Source organism: Bartonella sp. AA86SXKL (assembly GCF_042196885.1).
This window is the reverse complement of the sequence record NZ_JBHIRE010000005.1, coordinates 62,332-84,237: the sequence shown is the minus strand read 5'-3', so window position 1 is coordinate 84,237 and position 21,906 is coordinate 62,332. Positions and strand designations below refer to the sequence as shown.

The window sequence follows — 21,906 nt, the reverse complement described above, 5'->3', positions numbered from 1 at the left end:
CGTTTTTATGATGATTTTTTTAAGATATCTTCTTCGTTTTTTTATTGCTATTGGACTTTATGGTGCAATAACGTGGGGTGTTATGACCAGTGGTCAAGCAAATGCACTCCCTGATTATGAAGTTCTTTCACTTTATGAGCCGCCGGTAATGACCCGTGTCCATGCTTCTGATGGCCGTCTTATGGCAGAGTTTGCAACAAAACATCGCCTCTATTTACCGATTCAATCAATACCAAAGCTTGTTATAAATGCTTTCATTTCAGCTGAAGACAAAAACTTTTATCATCATTTTGGTTTAGATCCTGAAGGACTTTCTCGAGCTTTGATCAATAATATTCGTAATATTGGTTCTGGAAGACGTCCAGAGGGGGCATCAACTATAACGCAACAAGTCGCTAAAAACTTCCTTTTAAGTTCAGAAACAACGTTAGAACGTAAATTTAAGGAAGCTATTTTAGCAATGCGTATTGAGAAAACTTATTCAAAAGATCATATTCTCGAACTTTATCTCAATGAAATTTATCTGGGTCGTGGCACTTATGGCATAGCTGCTGCTTCATTGACCTATTTCAATAAATCCGTCAATGACCTGACGCTAGAACAATGTGCTTATTTGGCTGCTCTTCCAAAAGGACCAGCAAATTATGATCCATTTAAGAATACACAACGTGCTATTGATCGGCGTAATTGGGTTATAGACCGGATGATTGCAAATGGATATGTAACGCGTGAACAAGGTGAAAAAGCGAAAGCTAAACCTTTAGGAGCGACAATACGTGGGAGTGATAGCTATGTTTTTGCGGCTGATTATTTTACTGAAGAAGTACGGCGTCGTTTAATACATCGCTATGGGGCTAAAACACTTTATGAAGGTGGGCTTTCCATTCGTACAACGCTTGATCCGCATTTACAACTTATTGCGCGACGTGCTTTGCACGATGGATTAATTAGATTTGATCATGCGCAAGGATGGCGTGGAGCTTATGCGCATATTGATGAGAAAGGTGATTGGGGGACAGAACTTGCAGATATCACAGGGCTAAGTGATGTTCCTGAATGGCGTTTAGCTGTTGTTCTTTCTACTAATCTCAATAAAGTAGAGATTGGTTTACAGCCACAGCGCGAAGCTTCAGGTATATTATCAAAAAAACGGGAAATTGCTGTTTTATCTGAAGCTGATTCAAAATGGGCACTCCATGTTGTAAAAGAAAATGGTTATCGAAAAACTGTTCAGAGCTTATCTCATGTTCTGCAAGTTGGGGATGTCATTTTTGTTGAAAAACTATCTAATACAAACAACACTTATCGTTTACAACAAATTCCAAAGGTTGAAGGTGCAATTGTTGCTATGGAACCTCATACAGGGCGCGTTCTTGCTATGGTGGGAGGATTTTCTTTTGCAGCATCTGAATTCAATCGTGCAACCCAAGCTTATCGCCAACCGGGATCTGCTTTTAAGCCTTTTGTTTATGCAGCAGCTCTTGATAACGGATATACACCAGCATCCGTTGTTTTAGATGGCCCCATTGAAGTTCGTCAATATAATGGTGAAGTTTGGCAACCCAAAAATTATGGGGGTACCTTTGCAGGACCTTCAACGTTGCGTTATGGTATTGAGCGTTCTCGTAATCTTATGACAATACGGCTTGCCAATGATATGGGAATGCCTCTTGTCGCTGAATATGCAGAACGCTTTGGGATCGTAGATAAATTGCAGCCTTATCTTCCCATGGCTTTAGGGGCTGGCGAAACAACAGTATTACGAATGGTTACAGCTTATTCCGTTATTGCCAATGGCGGACGCTCTATTAAACCTTCTCTGATAGACAGAATTCAAGATCGTTATGGGAAGACAATTTATCGTCATGATGATCGTATTTGCGAAAATTGTAATACGAATTCATGGAATAATCAAAGTGAACCCACATTGATTGATGAGCGAGATCAAGTTCTTGACCCTATGACGGCTTATCAAATTACATCGATGATGGAAGGGGTTGTTCAGCGTGGTACTGCGGCACGTTTACGTTATCTTAATCGACATATTGCCGCTAAAACAGGAACAACCAATGACTCTAAGGATGTCTGGTTTATGGGATTTACTCCTGACATTGTCGTTGGTATTTTTGTCGGTTATGATCAACCAGCTCCGTTAGGATATAATGGAACAGGAAGTTCATTAGCTGCACCTATTTTTGGTGATTTTATGGCAGATGCTCTTAAAGGGAAGCCAGATGTTCCCTTTAAGATGCCAAAAGGTATGATTTTAATGCCAATTAATCGGAAAACAGGAATGCTTGCCGAAAGAGGAGATCAAGATGTCATTATAGAAGCATTTAAACCAGGGACTGGGCCTGCTGATATATATCAAGTTATTGGGAGTACAAATTCTTTTCAAGAAGGTGTTCCTGCAGTAACGACTTCTCCACAAGTCAACAAAGCACTTGAAAGTGGGACAGGTGGGCTGTATTAATCGACAAAATCTCCTTTTGCCATGAGTCATGGTTTTTATCTCTTTTTTACAATGTCGGTTCTATAAATAGAGTGATAGAACTGTACCATTTTCTGATAGCAGCTATTAAATTTGTATAAAATGCTAAGAGACACAACCAAAAAGAGTTTTTAAAAATACGGTGTTAAATTATGCGAGCAGAAATAGAAACATTAGTTGATGAAATCCAGAAAGCAATACAATTGCTAAGGGGGCATCTTTGACTGGGATCAATCACTAAAGCGTCTTGAATATCTTAATCAAAAAGCGGAAGATCCATCATTATGGGATGATGCACAACGAGCACAGGATATGATGCGTGAGCGTCAACGTCTTGATGATTCAATCAATGGTCTTTTATCATTTACAAAAACACTTGAAGAATGCATTGAGCTTATTGCGATGGGCGAAGAAGAAAGTGATGTGGAAATTATCGCTGATGCAGAAAGATCAATACGTAATCTTAAAAATGAGATAGATAAAAGGCAAATTGACGTACTTCTTTCAGGAGAGGCAGATCCGAATGATACCTATTTAGAAGTTCATGCTGGAGCAGGGGGAACAGAAAGCCAAGATTGGGCTTCTATGCTCTTACGTATGTATATGCGATGGGCTGAACAGCATGAAATGAAGGTTGAAATTTTAGAAATTCATGATGGAGAAGAAGCAGGAATAAAGTCAGCGACTATTCTTGTAAAAGGGCATAATGCTTATGGAATGTTAAAAACAGAATCAGGCGTTCATCGCTTAGTACGGATTTCTCCATTTGATTCGAATGCAAAGCGCCATACTTCTTTTGCGAGCATTTGGGTCTATCCAGTTATTGATGACAATATTGAAGTTGATGTTTCAGAGGCAGATGTGCGTATTGATACATATCGTGCATCTGGAGCAGGAGGACAACATGTTAACACAACAGATTCTGCTGTTCGCATCACACATATAAAAACGGGTATTGTTGTTCAATGTCAAACAGAGCGTTCTCAACATAAAAATCGCGCTACGGCTTGGTCGATGTTGCGTGCACGGCTTTATGAAGAAGAGCTTAAAAAAAGAGAAGAAGAAACCAATGCTGCTGAATCTTCTAAAACAGAAATCGGATGGGGACATCAAATTAGATCTTATGTTCTTCAACCCTATCAGCTTGTCAAAGATTTGCGTACAGGAATTGAAAATACGGATCCACAATCCGTACTTAATGGTAATTTAGATGCATTTATAGAGGCAGCACTCGCACGGCGCATTTATGGACAAGACAAAAAAACTGAGGATATTCGTTAATTACATATCCTTCCTTCAAGCCATGTAGATTTTTTCTTAAGCTGTTCGTTTTATGGATGCTGTGATGTTATATAGCCTTTGATACTTTAAAGGTTTAAAGGGGGATTTTCTTGTTCCTTTCTTCAACTTTTTCTCACACGCTAATTCTGCTTATGATATTGCAAGTGATAGGAAGAATCTGAAATCAGAAAATTTTGCGATATTCGGGGGACTAATATAAATGTAAAACAATTCATTATCCTTATAAATCAATATATTGTAAAAATTGAATCCGTTGAAAAACTAAAATCAATTAGGGAGAATAACTTTTGCTTTTGAAGGTAAATCAAACACTCAATTTACAAGTTACCATTATGATATAAAAGTGTTGCAGTAGCTAAAACATTTTCAGCATGCCCAGATACGCTTACTTTGCGCCATTCTTCTACTATTATTCCATTTGCATCAATTAAAAAAGTGCTCCGTTCAACTCCCATATATTTGCGTCCATACATGCTTTTCTCAACCCAAACACCATAAGCTTCGAGGGTCGTTTTTTCTTCATCAGAAACCAAGATGACATCAAGTTCATGTTTTATTTTAAATTTATCATGTTTTTTTACATTATCTGGAGAGATTCCAATAACAGCAACACCGATTTCATCAAATTTCATCTTTAATTTTGTGAAATCAAGTGCTTCACTTGTGCAACCACTGGTGTCATCTTTTGGATAAAAATATAAAACAACAGGCTTTCCTTTAAAGTCAGAAAGACACACTGTCTCTCCTCCATCGCGCGGCAAAGTAAAATCAGGAGCAAGAGCACCTTTCATTGGTCTTGTCATTGTTTTCATCTTTCTTTTTTGTGTAACAGGTATAAAATATCAGAGTACACAGAAGAAAAGAACTATTCAACTCTCTAGAATTTTATCGTTTTGAAGAGACTTTTATTTCCCTAACAAAATTCGCCCTATCACAACGATTGAATTGAAAGAAAAAGCTCGACGTGAACAACATAAACAAAACAGCAAAAGATTATACTGGTTTCATCACAACATGTTTTTTCTTACCAAAAGAAAGTTTAATGGTTCCTTCTGCACTGACATCCCTTTCAATAATAAGATGTGTTTCATCCTCAATAATTTGATCATTTACACGGACACCTCCACCTTGAACGTGTCGGCGTGCCTCACTATTCGATCTAGCGAGTCCTGCTTGTACTAAAAGAGTGAGCAATCCAACACCTTTTTTTAATTCTGAGGCATTAATTTCAACAGTTGGAAGATTTTCTCCCAGAGTTTTTTCTTCAAACGTCTTGCGAGCCGTTTCTGCTGCTGCATCAGCAAGAACACGTCCATGCAACATTGCTGTAATTTCTGTTGCAAGAATTTTTTTTGCTTCGTTAATTTCAGTTCCTTGTAATAGAGAAAGTTTAAGAATCTCATCCATCGGCAATGGAGTATAGAGCTTTAGAAATCGTGTTACATCAGCATCTTCTGTATTGCGCCAGTATTGCCAAAATTGATAAGGTGAAAGTTTATCCGCATTTAGCCATACAGCCCCATTCAATGATTTACCCATTTTGGCACCGGAAGAGGTTGTCAGCAATGGTGATGTTAACGCATATAATTGCGGTGTTCCTAAACGATGTCCTAATTCGATTCCGTTAATAATGTTGCCCCACTGATCAGAGCCCCCCATTTGCATACGCAACCCATAACGTTTATAAAGTTCAACAAAGTCATAAGCTTGCAGAATCATATAATTAAACTCTAAGAATGACAAAGAGTGCTCACGCTCAAGTCTGAGTCTGACAGAATCAAATGACAACATACGGTTGACAGAAAAATGCTTTCCTACATCACGCAAAAATTCTAAGTAGTTTAAATTGCATAACCATTCAGCATTATTCACAATACAAGCATCGGTTTCTCGGTCACCGAATGTCAAATAGTTAGCAAATACCTTTTTAATACCATCAATATTTGCAGCAATATCATCTTGTGTCAGAAGGCGTCGCGCTTCGTCTTTGAAAGAAGGATCACCAATCAATCCGGTTCCTCCACCCATTAAAGCAATGGGGCGATGACCCGTTTTTTGTAACCAATAAAGCATCATAATCTGAAGAAGACTTCCAGCATGTAAACTCGATGCTGTTGGGTCAAATCCAGTATAAGCGCTTACAGTTTCTTTTGAAAAAAGATCATCTAAGCCTTTTTCATCTGAAATTTGGTGGATAAAACCACGTTCGCTCATAATGTGTAAAAAATCAGATTTAAAGGCAAACACAGATTTAATTTCCTAATTTAAGAGTGCATTTATTGTATATAATAGGCGATTATATAACGAATTATTAATGCGTTATCTATCATAACTGACGCACACCTCACAAGAGAAAGAGACATATTGGTAGTATAAAGATAATAATACAGGTATTATTTCCTTTTTACGCTAAAAAAGAAACTTCTTAGTAATAGAAAAAAGGTGTTCTGTTATTCTCATTTCTATCCTGAAATAAAATTTAGAAAAATTTTAAATGCAGACTAAAAAAATTACTTTGTTATGATCAGAGACGATTTTTGCTAATTTTTTATAAATCTATCGTATTTTCCTAAGTTAGTGAAAGTATTTCAGGAGGAGGAGCGAGAAGTTCATTGGAGATATGGTTATCCAAATAGTGGGCACATCGTTCAATAAGTTTTTCATGACATCCACTGAAAAAGTGATTAGCCTCTTCCAATATTTCTTGTGTAATGATGATACCTTTTTGTGTTTTTAATTTATCGACAAGTATTTGAACATCTTTTGGAGGGGCAACTTTATCGATACCGCCATGAATGATAAGTCCAGAAGAGGGACAAGGTGCAAGAAATGAAAAGTCATAAACATTAGGCTGAGGGGCAACTGAGATAAATCCCTCAATTTCCGGTCGGCGCATTAAAAGCTGCATACCAACCCATGCTCCAAATGAGTATCCTGCTACCCAACAATTTTTAGAGTCTGGATGTTGTGTCTGCACCCAATCGAGAGCAGCAGCAGCATCTGAAAGTTCTCCTATTCCATAATCAAATTCACCCTGACTACGACCAATACCACGAAAGTTAAAACGTAAAGTTGTAAAGCCACGTTGTTGGAACATATAAAAGAGGTCATAGACAATTTTATGATTCATAGTTCCACCAAATTGGGGATGAGGATGCAAAATGATCGCAATGGGTGCATTTTTTTGTTGTGAAGGTTGATAACGCCCTTCGAGCCGACCCGCGGGACCGTTAAAAATAATTTCTGGCATAAAATGCTCCTTAATGCAATAAAAGGCTCTCTTTGACCCTGGTCGACTTTTACCATAGAATCTCTTAAATAATTATTAGATATTCTTTTTTTAGTGCACTTTTCAAGAAAAATGCGCTATTTTTTCAATCAATTCATAAGATTAATGATTGCGATGTAAAATGGTTATAAAACGCCGATATTTTGATCATAACGCAACAACACCGCTCAAAAAAGTGGCACGGATAGCGTTACTGGAATCTTTAGAGATATTTGGTAATCCATCATCGGTTCATAAGGAAGGGCGTGCCGCTAAAACTTTGTTGCAAAAGTCCCGTCGGCAAATCGCTGAAAATCTTAAAACAGATCCAGATCACGTGGTATTTACCTCTGGTGCGAGTGAAGCCGCAATGACTTTGTTAACACCTTTTTACAATATGGGGAAAGCAAAAGTTAAATTTTCTCATCTTTACCTTGGAGCGACTGAACATCCCTCTGTTGCAGAGGGAGGACGTTTTTCTAAAGAATTGATAAGCGTCATTGATGTTGATCAAGATGGGCTCATACAACAAGATAAATTAACATCACTCTTAACGGTTCACGATAAAACAAAAGGTTTACCTCTTGTTGCTATTCAAGCTGCAAATAGTGAAACGGGTGTTATTCAACCGTTAACAGAAATCGCCGCTATTGTTCGGGATTTAGGAGGCACTCTTATAGTTGATTTGACACAATATGTAGATAAAAATTTTGTGGATATTCATCAGTTAGGAGGAGACTTTTTTATACTGTCTGCCCATAAAATTGGCGGTCCTAAAGGAATTGGTGCTTTTGTTTCATGTGGTAATCTTCTCATGCCACACCCTCTTATTATTGGAGGAGGACAAGAAAAAGGTCTCCGTGGAGGAACAGAAGCATTGCCCCTTATTGCTGCTTTTGGGGCAGCAATGGCTGATTGCTTCACACAGGAGGAAATAAAACAGTTAATATATTTACGCAATAAATTAGAAGATGGACTACAAAAAATAAGTAAAAATGTTGAGATTTTTGGCAAAAGAGTTCAACGTTTGCCAAATACAACTTACTTTACCGTGAAAAATCTAAAAGCTGAAACGATGCAAATTGCTTTTGATTTAGAAGGGTTTTCTTTATCATCCGGCTCTGCCTGTTCTTCGGGAAAAGTAAAACAAAGCAAAGTGTTGGAGGCAATGGGGTATCATGTTCCAAATGGTGCCATTCGCATTTCGCTAGGGCGTGGCACAACTTCTGAAGATATTGATGATTTTCTGTCGTTTTTTTCTCAAATTATAAGCAGGAAAAAAGGGGAAGATTTATCATCAGAAAGTTATAAAAATTAGAATTATTTTAAAAATAAAATAAGTTTGATTGAAATTTTTGCACTTTACCTATAGCCTAGGAGATAACTTGCTTACTTTAATCTTGTAAAAAACAAGACTTTAGTTACCGGTTTTTGACGCCAAAAAATGGAGAAAATTTATGCCGGCAGTACAAGAAACGATACGCCAAGTACGTGAAATAGATGTTGACCAATATAAATATGGTTTTGAAACCAATATTGAAACCGATAAAGCTCCAAAAGGCTTAAATGAGGATATTATCAAATTTATTTCCGCTAAAAAAAATGAGCCTGAATGGATGCTAACATGGCGCTTAAAAGCTTACCGCCGTTGGCTGACAATGCAAGAGCCTCATTGGGCGCGTCTTGAATATCCTAAAATTGATTTTCAGGAGCTTTATTATTATGCTGCTCCAAAAAATCATACAGGACCAAAATCTTTGGATGAAGTGGATCCTGAGTTATTAGCAACGTACGAAAAACTTGGCATTCCCCTTAAAGAACAAGAGATTTTGGCAGGAGTAAGAAAACAGTCTGATCCCTCCACTTTTGATGACAGTATGTCTGTATCGGGGCAGGTGGCTGTTGATGCAGTCTTTGATTCTGTTTCTGTTGTAACAACATTCAAAAAAGAGCTGGCACGTGCTGGTGTGATTTTTTGTTCTATTTCAGAGGCGATTATTGAACATTCTGAGCTTATTAAAGAATATTTAGGAACAGTTGTACCTATAAGTGATAATTATTATGCGGCCTTAAATGCAGCTGTCTTTACAGATGGTTCATTTGTTTATATTCCCAAAGGGGTTCGTTGTCCTATGGAGCTTTCAACTTATTTTAGGATTAATGAACGCAACACTGGCCAATTTGAACGAACATTGATTATCGCCGCTGAAGATTCCTATGTTTCTTATCTTGAAGGGTGTACAGCACCCCAACGTGATGAAAACCAACTTCATGCTGCTGTTGTTGAGCTTATTGCCCTTGAAAATGCAGAGATTAAATATTCTACAGTACAAAACTGGTATCCTGGCGATAAAGATGGAAAGGGTGGTATTTATAATTTTGTGACGAAGCGTGGAGATTGTCGAGGTGATAGCTCTAAAATTTCATGGACACAAGTTGAGACTGGTTCTGCGATTACTTGGAAATATCCATCCTGCTTACTCCGTGGTGATAATGCGCGTGGAGAATTTTATTCTATTGCTGTTGCAAACGGTTATCAACAAATTGATTCTGGTACAAAAATGATTCATTTGGGAAAGAATACATCCAGTCGCATTATTTCCAAAGGTATTTCTGCAGGTTTTTCAAATAACACTTATCGGGGACAAGTCACAGCTCATCGAAAAGCACAAAATGCGCGTAACTTTACGCAATGTGATAGTTTGTTAATCGGAAATGATTGTGGTGCGCATACAGTTCCTTATATTGAAGCAAAAAATGCAACAGCTCAGTTTGAACATGAAGCCACAACATCAAAAATTTCTGATGACCAACTTTTTTATGTTATGCAAAGAGGAATTCCCGAAGAAGAAGCTATCGCATTAATTGTAAATGGTTTTGTAAAAGAGGTCATTCAAAAACTTCCCATGGAATTTGCTGTCGAAGCACAAAAGCTTATTAGTATTAGCCTTGAAGGTAGTGTTGGATAATTTTATTTAATTAGATAAATAGAAGACTTTATGTAAAAAGGCTGTAACGGTAGCACATAATGCTAAAAATGACCTCTATGGTAATTACAAAAGTAGATGGATGCTAAGGTAAAATAATACGCATTGATATCTGAAAAACAGCCAAAACAGGATTAAATTATGTTAGAGATCAAAAATTTGCACGCCCGTATTGCTGAAACCGATACAGAAATTATTCGTGGTTTAAACTTGACAGTTCAAGATGGAGAAGTTGCTGCTATCATGGGACAAAATGGAGCCGGAAAATCAACTTTATCTTATTTGCTTGCTGGTCGTGATGATTATGAAATAACAGAAGGAGATATTCTCTATAATGGACAATCACTTTTAGAAATGGATCCAGCAGAACGTGCTGCATATGGTGTTTTTCTTGCATTTCAATACCCAATGGAAATACCAGGGGTAGCAACAATGGAATTTTTAAAAGTTGCGATGAATTCTCAACGCAAAGCGCGAGGTGACGAAGAACTTAAAATTCCTGAATTTATAAAATGTGTTAAAGAAGTTTCAGCCAAACTTGAAATAGATATGGATATGCTAAAGCGTCCATTAAATGTAGGTTTTTCAGGTGGAGAAAAAAAACGCGCTGAAATTTTACAAATGGCACTTCTTGAACCTACACTTTGCATTTTAGATGAAACGGATTCTGGTTTAGATATTGATGCACTAAAAATTGTTGCAGATGGTGTTAATAAGCTTCGGGATTCAAAACGTTCATTTTTGGTGATTACCCATTATCAACGGCTGCTTAATTATATTATTCCTGATACGGTACATGTTCTTTATAAAGGACAAATTATCAAAAGCGGTGATAAATCCTTAGCGCTTTATTTAGAGCAAAATGGGTATGCTGATCTTATTAGAGAAGCGGTTTGAGGTTATTAAATATGAATGCACAGCAAAACTTGTTAACGGTTGAAGAAAATATACTCAGTAATTTTAATCAGTATGTAAACCATTTACCTGGTGATAAAGCTGTACAGGAAATCCGCAAGAAAACTATTGAGCAGTTTCAAACGACACGGCTTCCTTCCCGTAAAATAGAAAGTTGGCATTATACCAATCTGCGTACCTTACTGAAGTCTATTAGCAATTTTTCAAAAGTTCAAGACAATCAATTGGTTGATGCATTGCTTTCAGAAAGTGCTGTTTTCTCCATAAACAATGGAAAAACATCGATAGAGTCAAAGGTAGACAACATTGCAGTAAAACGCCTTTCAGACGCATTAGAAGATAATTCTGTACAGATAAATCAAAACATTTCTGATGAAGATTTTATTGGACAGTTAAATACAGCTTTTGTTACAGATGGTTGGCTTTTTCACATCCCTGAAAATACAAAGTTAAATATCCCCATTGAATTACAAAATATACAAATGGGGGGACAATCTCATATTTTTTCGGATATAAAAGTTGATAAAAATAGTCAAGTTATGTTTATTGAACATCAGGTTGGCAATGATAAAGATACCTTTGTCAGTTCAATATTTTCATTAAATGTTGCTGCTGATAGTGATGTTACGTGGATTCTCATTCGCAATCGTGATTTTAATTCTACACAATTTGGTCGATTTTGTGCTGTTCTTGATCAAAGAGCGAAGTTATCACTTTATGTCATTAATATAGGGAGCCAATTAAATCGCCAAGAAATCAATATTGAATTACAGGGAGAAGAATCTGATTTTCAATTACGCGTCATAAATTTATTATCAGGACAAACACATAGTGATCTTACAATGACTGTTCGTCACGTGGAAGAAAAATCAACATCAACCGAAATTATACGCAATGTGGTTACAGATAAGGCTGTTGGTGTTTTCCAAGGAATAATACGTGTTTCTCAAAAAGCGCAAAAAACAGATGCACGCATGGCTTGTAATAGCCTTATTCTTTCAGATGATGCAGAATTTAATGCAAAGCCTGAACTGGAGATTTTTGCTGATGATGTTGCATGTGGTCATGGTGCAACAGTTGCTAATATTAATCATGATTATCTTTTTTATCTTATGACACGTGGTATCCCTTTTAAAACGGCTCGTGCGCTTTTGATTAAAGGATTTATCTCTGAGCTCATTGATGACATCAAGCAAGATAATATTCAAATCGTTTTAGAGAATATCATTAGTAAATGGCTTGAAAAAAATGTTTAAGGTAGAAAAAATGGAAAATAACGTACAAACATTTACTTATAATGTCGAAGAAATTCGGCGTGATTTTCCTATTTTGCACCATCAAGTTTATGGAAAGCGATTAGCATATCTTGATAGTAGTGCTTCTGCCCAAAAACCAATGTCAGTACTCAATGCAATGAATAATTATTATCACTATAGTTATGCTAATGTGCATAGGGGAATGTATTTTTTAGCCAATATAGCAACACAATCCTATGAAAATTCTCGTGAAACCGTTCGTGTTTTTCTAAATGCTCAAAAAGCTGAAGAAATTGTTTTTACGAAAAATGCAACAGAAGCTATTAATACTGTTGCTTATGGTTGGGCGATGCCAAAACTCAAAGAAGGTGATGAGATTGTTCTAACGATCATGGAACATCATTCAAATATTATTCCTTGGCATTTTCTCCGTGAACAAAAAGGTGTTAAACTTATTTTTGTTCCTGTCGATGAAAATGGTGTTCTGCACATTGAAGATTTCCAAAAGGCTTTAAGCGAAAAAACGCGGCTTGTTGCTATAACGCATATGTCCAATATATTAGGAACTGTGCCTCCTGTTAAAGAGATTATTAAGCTAGCACATCAAAATTCTATTCCTGTTCTTGTTGATGGTTCTCAAGGAGCAGTACATTTAACCGTTGATGTACAAGATCTCGATTGTGATTGGTATGTCTTTACAGGTCATAAGCTTTATGGTCCCACTGGTATTGGTGTTTTGTATGGTAAAGAAGATAGATTAGAAGAAATGCGTCCTTTTCAAGGGGGAGGGGAAATGATCGAGGAGGTAACAACCGATAAGGTTTTTTATAATGCTCCTCCTTACCGTTTTGAAGCAGGCACTCCTCCTATCGTTGAAGCTATTGGATTAACTGCGGCTATTGATTATATACAAGAGAAAGGTCGTAGCACAATTCATGCCCATGAGAGGTCCCTTTTAGCTTATGCACAGGAAAAACTTAAAATGGTTGAGTCATTGCGTATTTATGGTCATTCTCCCAATAAAGGAGCTATTATATCATTTACAATTGAAGGGATTCACGCCCATGATATCGCTATGTTTATTGATAGAAAAGGGGTTGCGATACGTGCGGGAACTCATTGTGCACAGCCTTTATTACAGCGCTTTGGTCTAACATCTATTTGCCGCGCATCGTTAGCCATGTATAACACTCAAGAGGATATAGATCAATTAGTAGAAGCATTGCAAGAAACAAGGACATTTTTTAATGGCTGAATCAATTGAAGAGCGTCATTCTACAGAATCCGTTGAAACTGTAAGCGAAAATAAAAAATCTTACATATCAGCAATTCCAGCAGACGAAATTGATCGTATGACAAATGATATTATTTCTGCTCTCAAAACAGTTTATGACCCAGAGATTCCTGCTGATATTTATGAGCTAGGACTGATTTATCGTATTGATATTGAAGATGATCGTTCAGTAAAAATTGAAATGACTCTTACAGCACCGGGATGTCCTGTTGCGGGTGAAATGCCAGGGTGGGTAGAAAATGCAGTCAGTGCAGTTGAAGGGGTTTCGTATGTTGAAGTCACTATGACTTTTGATCCACCATGGACACCTGATTGTATGTCAGAAGAAGCTCAAATTGCTGTCGGATGGTACTAAAAGTATTGTTAAGAGACTCTAATTTAGCCATTCATGAATAAGCTGTTTACTTTTCACAAGCATTTAAATTTAAGGACGATCGCATGAGTTATAATAAACAAAAACTAGAACTCACTTGGATTGGAAAAGAAAAACGCCCAAAACTAGAACCTCGTATCTTATTAGAAGATCTTGAAAAATCTTATCACGCTTCGCATCGAATATCATCCCAAGATATTTTTGATAATAAACTTATTTTTGGTGACAATTTGCTCGCACTCAAAGCGCTTGAACAAGAATATATGGGGAAGGTAAAATGTATCTATATCGATCCGCCTTATAATACAGGCAATGCCTTTGAACATTATGAAGATGGTTTAGAGCATTCCATATGGCTCAGCCTTATGAGAGACAGGCTAGAATTGTTACATCATTTACTGGCGGATGATGGAAGTATCTGGATATCAATTGATGATGATGAACAAGCCTATCTTAAAGTGATGATGGATGAAATTTTTGGTCGCCAAAATTTCATCAACAATATTATTTGGCAAAAGAAATATGCTCCACAAAATGATACAAAATGGCTTTCTGATAATCATGATTTTATAATGGTTTATGCTAAAGATAAAACGATTTGGCGCCCTCAATTGCTTCCTCGTTCAAGCGATATGGATGCGCGCTATAAAAATCCTGATAATGATCCTCGCGGTCCTTGGAAATCAGATAATCTTTCAGTTAAGACTATGAATTTAAAAGATGTTTATGAAATTATTACGCCTTCTGGGCGCAGTGTGATGCCTCCTGCTGGAACGAGTTGGCGCGTTAGTAAACAAAAATTTGCTAAGCTATTAGAAGATAATCGTGTTTGGTTTGGTCCAACAGGAAGTAATGTTCCTTCTATGAAACGTTTTTTATCAGAGGTAAAAAATGGTATGGTTTCAATGACCATTTGGCCTTATCAGGAAGTTGGCCATAATCAAGATGCAAAAAAAGAAGCCAAAGTCTTCAATTCTGATAGTGTCTTTACAACTCCTAAACCGGAACGTTTAATGGAACGCATTATTCAACTTGCCACTAATCCCGGTGATCTTGTACTGGATTCTTTTGCTGGTTCTGGCACAACCGGTGCTGTTGCCCATAAAATGGGAAGGAAGTGGATTATGATTGAACTTGGTGAGCATTGTCACACCCACATTATCCCTCGTTTAAAACAAGTCATTGATGGAACTGATCAAGGGGGAATTTCCAAAAGTGTCAATTGGCAAGGTGGCGGTGGATTCCGTTATTATCGCCTTGCACCTTCTCTGTTGCAAAAAGATCCATGGGGACAATGGATTATTCGTCGCGAATATAATGCTGCCATGCTATCAGAAGCCATGTGCAAACATATGGGATTTACCTATGCACCGGATGAAAATCATTATTGGATGCAAGGGTATTCAACCGAAACAGATTATATTTATGTCACAACGAGCGCCATGACCCATGAACAACTCTGTATAATGAGTGAAGAGGTAGGCTCTCATCGCACGTTGCTGATTTGTGGTACAGCCTTTGATACAAAATCAGCATCCTTTGAAAATCTGACACTCACTAAAATCCCCCGTGCAATATTAGAAAAATGCGAATGGGGAAGGGACGATTACAGTTTAAATGTAGCCAATCTTGAACCAGTGATTGTGGTAAAAGAAAACAGCAAAAATAAAGATATTGCGCAAGCAGAATTAGATCTATTTGAATAATATATAAAAAGCGGAGTTTTTCATGAACACTGTTGAAAAAAGGATTTCTGCTCGCTTATCGTTGCGTGATCCTCAACGTGAATCTTTAAATATTTTGGTAAAAATCTTAGAAAATATAGAGCTTTCTAAAAATGCTGATTTGGTTGCAGAGTTAGAAGTGATAAAAAATCTTTATCCTTCTGTACAAGATTTTGAACGAAACTTTCCCTCTTTTTGTTTTACCTTAGCAACGGGTGTTGGGAAAACGCGACTTATGGGGGCTTTTATCAGCTATCTTTATTTAACAGGTCGTAGTCGCCATTTTTTTGTTTTAGCGCCAAATTTGACTATTTATGAAAAGTTAAAACAGGATTTTAGTCCCAAAAGTCCGAAGTATGTTTTCAGTGGAATGAGTGAATTTATTGCCAATAGACCCGTTATTATTACAGGTGAAGATTATGAAAGTGGTAAAGGTATTCGCGTTGATGAACACCATATTCAAGGACAAAAGCGTTTGTTTGAGAATAGAGATACGGCCTTTATCAATATTTTTAATATTTCTAAAATTAATACAACGGATAATAAAAAAGGCGCACTAAAATCTAGTATTCCGCGAATTAAACGCTTACAAGAAACGATTGGTGAAAGTTATTTTGATTATCTCGCAAATCTTCCTGATTTAGTTTTGTTAATGGATGAAGCACATCGTTATCGAGCTTCTGCTGGTGCGGCAGCAATTAATGAGTTAAAACCTGTTTTAGGAATAGAGCTTACAGCGACACCAAAAACAATAGGTGCAAAACCCGTAGATTTTAAAAATGTTGTCTATAGTTATTCACTTGCAGAGGCTATGAGAGATGGTTTTGTAAAAGAGCCTGCTGTTGCTACACGTAAAGATTTTCAACCTCAAAATTATACATCTGAACAATTAGAACATATCAAATTACAAGATGCAATTCATGCTCATGAAAACGTGAAAGCAGATTTAATTGTCTATGCAAAAGATTATAACAAAAAGTTCGTTAAGCCTTTTATTTTAGTTGTCGCTCAAGATACAAATCATGCACAGAAATTGCGTGATTTATTGGAATCAGATGATTTTTTTGCAGGAGCTTATAAGGGAAAAGTTATAGAGATTCATACAAAACAGTCGAATATAGAAGAAGATCAAAATATTCAAAAGCTGATTGCAATTGAAGATTCTCATGACCCAACAGAAATTGTTATTCACGTTAATAAATTAAAGGAGGGGTGGGATGTTACGAATCTCTATACTATTGTACCGTTGCGTGCATCGGCTTCAGAAATTTTAACAGAGCAAACAATTGGGCGTGGATTGCGTTTGCCTTATGGGTATAGAACAGGCGTGGAAGCTATTGATCGTTTAACAATTATTGCGCATGATCGTTTTCAAGATATTATTGATCGTGCAAACGATCCAAACTCAATTATAAAAAAGCATATTGAGATTGGAACAGGAGGGAATATCCCCTTTGAAAAGACCGATATAGTGACAGTTCCAAGTCAAGTAGAAGCTTTATTGATGCAAACGATGGTAATACGTAATTCCGATATAAATGGAGCATCTTCTGATTTACAAGGTATCATATTACGTCATACAGATTCCCCTACATTAACACCTGAAGAGCAAGATATTGCAGCGATCGCGTGGGATCTTATCAAAGAGAATGATAAATTGCCAAGTTCTCAAATGCTTTGTTCTGCACAGATACAAGAAAAAATTGCTAATAAAGTTATGAATATTAAGCCTTCATCACAAAAGTCTCTTGTATCAAAAGTGGTGACAATTCTGACAAAACAATTAACAGAACTGATAATAGATATTCCAAATATTATACTCATACCTTTGCGTGATGTTACTTATGGTTTTTATGACTTTGATTTAAAAAATCTAGAAAGCTTAAATTTTCAACCTGTTAGTAAAGAACTTTTAATTCGAGAATTGCGTACCCATAAAAGCATTTTTCTCACATCTAAGAATGAATATGTCAAAGAGCCTTATCTTGAAAACTACATCATTCGTGGTTTGATTGATAATGACTTTGTCGATTATGATAACCATACGCTCTTATTACGAAAATTAGCTAGTCAGATGGTAGAACATTTCCGATCTTATTTACCCAATGATACAGCTGTTGAGAACGTATTAATTCACTATCAGCACAAGCTTACTAGTTTTATTGTTGCGCAATTAAGAGAACATCAATGGGAAACGCAAAAAGATTATGCGGTTAAAGTTACACGGGGTTTTACAGCTTTATCACCTATCCATTATGTGTTACCGCAAGGGATGTCTCCTCTTGATTTTCGTAATATTCCTGCCATTAAAAGTGATATTAAAAAACTTGTATTCAGCGGCTTTAGAAAATGCTGTTATCCTTTACAAAAGTTTGATTCAGTAGAAGGGGAATTACGATTTGCTCAAATATTAGAGGATGATGCACAAGTCTTGAAATGGATGAAACCCGCTCGAGGTTTTTTCAAGATAGAATATGATAAAGGATCAATCTATGAACCAGACTTTGTTGTAGAAACGAAGGATGCCAAATATCTTTGTGAGCCTAAAAAAGCCTCTGAAATGCAAAATCCTATTGTTTTAAAAAAGAGAGAAGCTGCAGTTCAATGGTGTTGTCATGCAACGCGCTATGCGGCGACTTATGGCGATAAAAAATGGTATTATGTTCTTATTCCCCATGATGTTATTAAAGCAAATAGTAGTTTTGAAGGTTTGTGTGCGGAGTTTACCATTTCAGAATCTATACTTGAGAGCTCTTAACTTTTTTCTAACGACGTTAAAATAAAAGGAAAAATGTATAGAAAAGTTACACAAGATTATGCTTTTTTATGGTGATTTGTAGTACATTTACAATTTTTTATAAAAGTACAATCTTATTTTCGTTATGTGAAAAGATCTTTGAGTTATAGTTATAAATTAAAAAAATATTTTAATTTTATTGAGTAATTTAATAAATGTTCTTTTTTTAAAAAACTTAAACAGTTTATTGTTCTTTCATTTAAAACGCCTGAATATAATGAAATACCCAGAGGATAAAAGGGGGAGTTTTTCATATGACTTTAAATTTAACAAACACTGTTTTTAATTTTTTAAAGAAAAACCCGACAAAAAAGTTTACAGCTCGAGAAATTGCTCAATGGATATTTGAAAATTACCCAGAAAAATGCCGTCAAAAACAAAAGCATTCAACGGCGATAATCAATCCCCTTAATAGTGATGCAGCTCTTATTCAGCAAATTGTTGCTGAAATAGGATCGCAGCGCCCTCAATTACAAAAGCGTTATCCAGAAATTAAAACCACTGAAGGACGACCGCGACAATATTATTTTACTAAACAAACAGATAGTGCTGAAATTGATGCAATAGAGGACAAAGCAAAGAGTAGAACAGAAGATGGCTCTGTTAAAGAGCATGATCTTTATCCGTTATTATCTAAATTTTTATGGTCAGAACTTGCAGTTTATAGCAAACGCATTAATGAGAAATGTTCTCGTAATAAACATGGTGCAGGCGGAAATAAATGGCTTTATCCAGATCTCGTAGGGATGCAAGATTTAAGCAAGGAATGGAATCGTGAAATCAAAGACTGTGTTTTGCAATATTTTGATAAAAAGACAAAGCTTTGGTCTTTTGAAGTAAAAATTCTCATCAATCGTTCAAATTTACGAAAAGCATTTTTTCAAACAGTTAGTAATTCTTCATGGGCTAATTTGAGTTATTTAGTTGCTAGTGAAATTGAAGGAGTTGATACATTAAAAGAGCTTCGGATGCTTTCAAGTTTGCATGGAATTGGATTTATAAGACTTAATAAGGAAAACTCTTCCGAGAGTGAGATCTTAATTCCTGCCAAAGAACGTAGTGATATTGATTGGGATACTGCTAATAGATTAGTGGAGGAAAACAAAGATTTTCTTGATTATATTAAGCTCATTCGTCAATTTTATCAAACTGGTGAGATACGTCCACTAGATTGGGATCATATGTATCTATAAGGGGTATTTTTAAAAAGACTCTATTGTTTAAAAGCCTTTTTTCAGAGTGATGAAAAATTACTCTAACTATTTTGTTTGACTTATTATATTGATATTGTATCAATTAAAATTTTTCTCACGTACCTCATGAGTAGGGTTGAGTAGGGGAAGAGTAAAAATTCTGTTTTAGTCCTGTTCTATTTTGTGCATTGAGCGTGATTCCATTAGATACTAGACTTAATGATTATAATTTATTATAAATTTGCTATTATAGAGGGTGAAATTCGACTTTTTTGCTTTGTTTACATCAAGCATGGAAAATATTACTTCCTCATATTGAAGTCTTCTTACGGAGAATTTACACTACTATTTCTTTAATTTCCATTACTGTTCATTTTGATGATTATTAAGCTTTTTGTTATCCGAAGTAAACATTCAAAAAAACATTAATTTTATAAAATATTCACATAGTTTACTCAATTTCTTGAAATAGATTAAAAAAATAAATTTCTCTCACACCTTATGGTAAAGGGAGTGTGTACTGTCGCAGTCTGCCACAATACTCTCTTTATTTTTCAATAATACCGCACGCTAAACGTGCTCCACCTCCGCCAAGCGGTAATGGTTTATCTGATTGATTATCAGCCCCTAAATGAATGACTAAAGAGCGCCCTTTAATTTCAGAGATTTTTTTTAATCGTGGAGCAAGAACGCTCATTATGGCATATCCCTGCTTATCAACATAAAGTGCTGGTAAATCACCAAGATGACCATTGACATTATAAGGTCCTAAATGTTTTCCGGTATGTTCCGGATCATAATGTCCACCTGCGCTTCCACCAATTATACCATCTTTTGTATCACATAAAGGATTTACATGTACATGAAAACCATGCATTCCTTCTGATAAAGTAGATAAATTAGGGATGAAAATCAAACCGTATGTGGTTTCTTCAATTTTAATGCTACCAATAGCCTTTTTGGAATTGTTATCTTCTAATTTATAAATATTTACTTGTTTTGATAGTGCTAATGCAGAATTTTTATGAATTAAAAATGCCATAAAAAACAATAATGATAATAATATTTTTTTCATGAAGTACCTTTATACTTATCTTTAAATAGATTATTATCTATAAATAATAATCTATACTAATTATATGTTATATAAGTGTCTTAAATTGAACTTTAAGAAAAATAATTTACATAGAAATATTAGTTTTTATAAAGAGCAAATAAATTAAAGTATGTTTATATATATTTCTGAACATAAATTTTATTTTTTGATCTATAAAAAATACAGCTTTTATGGATGGATAATTATATCTCACTTACATTTCTTCAAGAGATGTTTTTAAAAAATCTACTTTTTGAGGTATAATAAGAAATTAAATAAGGAATTTTAGTAAGTTAGATGTTATTTCATTTATAATATGATAATCGTTTCATCAAAAAAAGAACATATAATTTGTTGATGATTTAATTGTTTTTCATAGAAAAAATGACGAGAAATTTCTATGCATTATGTAATTTATAAGAGAAAAAATTATTATGATTCATATAAATTTCCCAATAAAATACAGCATATACCGACACTCCCTCCCATTCCTGATCCTATCAGTGCTCCTATTATTATTCCGGAAGAAAGTGCTACTCCTATACCCATTGCGATAACTGGACCAAATCCAGGAAGAGCAATATAACCATAAGCTGCAAGAATTGCCGCGATAGCTCCTGATATGCTACCATTTAAACCGCCAATGAAAGCAAATTCTTTAATAGAATGGCAGTACTTTTTTAATTTTTTTTTCTTACAGCTGTGAAAAGAAACGTTGCTGTAAGTTTTTAAATCAATCATATTCTTTTCTTTCATTTTGAATGCTAACTGTTCCTGAATAGTCAACGGATACGAAAAAATGGGACTTTTTAAATTTTACTAAAGCACGCCAGATACCATTGTCATCTAAGCGCAATCGTTTAATATTCTCAAAACCATTTTGCATAAGACAATTTTTAACTTGTGAGGCAGTAAATGAGTTCTGACCTATTTTAGTGACCTTTTGAGTAGAGCTATAGGTAAAGGTTTGACAATAAGGAAGGTGAAAAACTTCACTTATTGAAGTCGTGACTATCAACGAGACACATGCAATCATTATAAAAAAAGTACTTAATTTCAAAAAATTATTTAGTGTCATCTTGTTACCATTTGTTGAAACAACACTTCATTAACCTCTGTGTTACTAACAGGTTCCAAAGATGATTTTATTTTTAATATTATACTTAACAATAAAAATTTTTGAAAATATATTGATTAAATAAAACCGTTT

General features: G+C 35.5%; 17 protein-coding genes. 11 read left to right on the top strand and 6 right to left on the bottom strand.

The genetic code is table 11. The annotated features are described in order from the left end of the window. Positions 1-7: 7 nt before the first annotated feature. Both ACFIO5_RS03870 and prfB read left to right on the top strand, forming a co-directional pair. Positions 8-2,473, top strand: a complete 2,466-nt coding sequence (locus ACFIO5_RS03870) for a penicillin-binding protein 1A (protein WP_375628088.1) — start codon at positions 8-10, stop codon at positions 2,471-2,473. A 170-nt stretch (positions 2,474-2,643) separates the two neighbouring features. Then, positions 2,644-3,772, top strand: a protein-coding gene (gene prfB, locus ACFIO5_RS03865) for a peptide chain release factor 2 (protein ID WP_375611893.1) whose coding sequence is annotated in 2 segments (ribosomal slippage) — positions 2,644-2,712 and positions 2,714-3,772 — 1,128 coding nt in all. Because the reading frame shifts where the segments join, the coding sequence is not laid out codon by codon here. A gap of 338 nt (positions 3,773-4,110) precedes the next feature. Here prfB and ACFIO5_RS03860 read toward each other — a convergent pair. The 3 genes from ACFIO5_RS03860 to ACFIO5_RS03850 all read right to left on the bottom strand — a co-directional run bounded on the left by ACFIO5_RS03860 (position 4,111) and on the right by ACFIO5_RS03850 (position 7,043). Next, the gene (locus tag ACFIO5_RS03860) at positions 4,111-4,596 is read right to left on the bottom strand and encodes a peroxiredoxin (protein WP_375611894.1); all 486 of its coding nucleotides are present in this window, start codon (positions 4,594-4,596) and stop codon (positions 4,111-4,113) included. A 190-nt stretch (positions 4,597-4,786) separates the two neighbouring features. Beyond that, the gene (tyrS, locus tag ACFIO5_RS03855) at positions 4,787-6,040 is read right to left on the bottom strand and encodes a tyrosine--tRNA ligase (protein ID WP_375638395.1); all 1,254 of its coding nucleotides are present in this window, start codon (positions 6,038-6,040) and stop codon (positions 4,787-4,789) included. Positions 6,041-6,362: 322 nt separating this feature from the next. Further along, complete coding sequence (locus tag ACFIO5_RS03850) at positions 6,363-7,043, bottom strand: alpha/beta hydrolase (RefSeq protein ID WP_375705104.1); 681 nt, start codon at positions 7,041-7,043, stop codon at positions 6,363-6,365. A gap of 160 nt (positions 7,044-7,203) precedes the next feature. Between ACFIO5_RS03850 and ACFIO5_RS03845 the strand changes: the two genes are divergently transcribed. The 9 genes from ACFIO5_RS03845 (at position 7,204) to ACFIO5_RS03805 (ending at position 19,600) form a co-directional block, all read left to right on the top strand. Beyond that, positions 7,204-8,379, top strand: a complete 1,176-nt coding sequence (locus ACFIO5_RS03845; RefSeq protein ID WP_375634076.1) for a cysteine desulfurase family protein — start codon at positions 7,204-7,206, stop codon at positions 8,377-8,379. Positions 8,380-8,518: 139 nt separating this feature from the next. Further along, positions 8,519-10,030, top strand: a complete 1,512-nt coding sequence (gene sufB, locus ACFIO5_RS03840; RefSeq protein ID WP_375634078.1) for a Fe-S cluster assembly protein SufB — start codon at positions 8,519-8,521, stop codon at positions 10,028-10,030. Positions 10,031-10,189: 159 nt separating this feature from the next. Then, positions 10,190-10,945, top strand: a complete 756-nt coding sequence (gene sufC, locus ACFIO5_RS03835; protein WP_375618156.1) for a Fe-S cluster assembly ATPase SufC — start codon at positions 10,190-10,192, stop codon at positions 10,943-10,945. Positions 10,946-10,956: 11 nt separating this feature from the next. Beyond that, a complete protein-coding gene (gene sufD, locus ACFIO5_RS03830) occupies positions 10,957-12,219 on the top strand; it encodes a Fe-S cluster assembly protein SufD (RefSeq protein WP_375634079.1) in 1,263 nt (420 codons plus the stop codon). A 10-nt stretch (positions 12,220-12,229) separates the two neighbouring features. After that, the gene (locus ACFIO5_RS03825) at positions 12,230-13,474 is read left to right on the top strand and encodes a cysteine desulfurase (RefSeq protein WP_375618154.1); all 1,245 of its coding nucleotides are present in this window, start codon (positions 12,230-12,232) and stop codon (positions 13,472-13,474) included. Further along, a complete protein-coding gene (locus tag ACFIO5_RS03820; RefSeq protein WP_375636727.1) occupies positions 13,467-13,868 on the top strand; it encodes an SUF system Fe-S cluster assembly protein in 402 nt (133 codons plus the stop codon). Before ACFIO5_RS03825 ends, ACFIO5_RS03820 begins: the two co-directional genes overlap by 8 nt. An 83-nt stretch (positions 13,869-13,951) precedes the next feature. Next, positions 13,952-15,592, top strand: a complete 1,641-nt coding sequence (locus ACFIO5_RS03815; protein ID WP_375618153.1) for a site-specific DNA-methyltransferase — start codon at positions 13,952-13,954, stop codon at positions 15,590-15,592. A gap of 22 nt (positions 15,593-15,614) precedes the next feature. Further along, entirely contained in the window at positions 15,615-18,368 is a 2,754-nt protein-coding gene (locus tag ACFIO5_RS03810) for a DEAD/DEAH box helicase (RefSeq protein ID WP_375636729.1), read from the top strand. A gap of 293 nt (positions 18,369-18,661) precedes the next feature. Further along, positions 18,662-19,600 carry a COG2958 family protein gene (locus ACFIO5_RS03805; RefSeq protein ID WP_375705103.1) on the top strand — a complete coding sequence of 313 codons (939 nt, stop codon included), beginning with the start codon at positions 18,662-18,664 and terminating at the stop codon, positions 19,598-19,600. A gap of 547 nt (positions 19,601-20,147) precedes the next feature. Here ACFIO5_RS03805 and sodC read toward each other — a convergent pair. The 3 genes from sodC to ACFIO5_RS03790 all read right to left on the bottom strand — a co-directional run bounded on the left by sodC (position 20,148) and on the right by ACFIO5_RS03790 (position 21,774). Further along, a complete protein-coding gene (gene sodC, locus ACFIO5_RS03800; RefSeq protein ID WP_375634661.1) occupies positions 20,148-20,675 on the bottom strand; it encodes a superoxide dismutase [Cu-Zn] SodC in 528 nt (175 codons plus the stop codon). A gap of 453 nt (positions 20,676-21,128) precedes the next feature. Next, entirely contained in the window at positions 21,129-21,452 is a 324-nt protein-coding gene (locus ACFIO5_RS03795) for a hypothetical protein (protein WP_375634660.1), read from the bottom strand. Further along, a complete protein-coding gene (locus ACFIO5_RS03790) occupies positions 21,430-21,774 on the bottom strand; it encodes a hypothetical protein (RefSeq protein WP_375611907.1) in 345 nt (114 codons plus the stop codon). Before ACFIO5_RS03790 ends, ACFIO5_RS03795 begins: the two co-directional genes overlap by 23 nt. Positions 21,775-21,906: the final 132 nt, after the last annotated feature.

Bases quoted from the DNA above. Each gene is read 5' to 3' on its own strand.
- ACFIO5_RS03870 (WP_375628088.1), top strand. From the start codon at position 8: ATGATGATTTTTTTAAGATATCTTCTTCGTTTTTTTATTGCTATTGGA.
- ACFIO5_RS03860 (WP_375611894.1), bottom strand. From the start codon at position 4,596: ATGACAAGACCAATGAAAGGTGCTCTTGCTCCTGATTTTACTTTGCCG.
- ACFIO5_RS03850 (WP_375705104.1), bottom strand. From the start codon at position 7,043: ATGCCAGAAATTATTTTTAACGGTCCCGCGGGTCGGCTCGAAGGGCGT.
- ACFIO5_RS03845 (WP_375634076.1), top strand. From the start codon at position 7,204: ATGGTTATAAAACGCCGATATTTTGATCATAACGCAACAACACCGCTC.
- sufB (WP_375634078.1), top strand. From the start codon at position 8,519: ATGCCGGCAGTACAAGAAACGATACGCCAAGTACGTGAAATAGATGTT.
- sufC (WP_375618156.1), top strand. From the start codon at position 10,190: ATGTTAGAGATCAAAAATTTGCACGCCCGTATTGCTGAAACCGATACA.
- sufD (WP_375634079.1), top strand. From the start codon at position 10,957: ATGAATGCACAGCAAAACTTGTTAACGGTTGAAGAAAATATACTCAGT.
- ACFIO5_RS03825 (WP_375618154.1), top strand. From the start codon at position 12,230: ATGGAAAATAACGTACAAACATTTACTTATAATGTCGAAGAAATTCGG.
- ACFIO5_RS03820 (WP_375636727.1), top strand. From the start codon at position 13,467: ATGGCTGAATCAATTGAAGAGCGTCATTCTACAGAATCCGTTGAAACT.
- ACFIO5_RS03815 (WP_375618153.1), top strand. From the start codon at position 13,952: ATGAGTTATAATAAACAAAAACTAGAACTCACTTGGATTGGAAAAGAA.
- ACFIO5_RS03810 (WP_375636729.1), top strand. From the start codon at position 15,615: ATGAACACTGTTGAAAAAAGGATTTCTGCTCGCTTATCGTTGCGTGAT.
- ACFIO5_RS03805 (WP_375705103.1), top strand. From the start codon at position 18,662: ATGACTTTAAATTTAACAAACACTGTTTTTAATTTTTTAAAGAAAAAC.
- sodC (WP_375634661.1), bottom strand. From the start codon at position 20,675: ATGAAAAAAATATTATTATCATTATTGTTTTTTATGGCATTTTTAATT.
- ACFIO5_RS03795 (WP_375634660.1), bottom strand. From the start codon at position 21,452: ATGAAAGAAAAGAATATGATTGATTTAAAAACTTACAGCAACGTTTCT.
- ACFIO5_RS03790 (WP_375611907.1), bottom strand. From the start codon at position 21,774: ATGACACTAAATAATTTTTTGAAATTAAGTACTTTTTTTATAATGATT.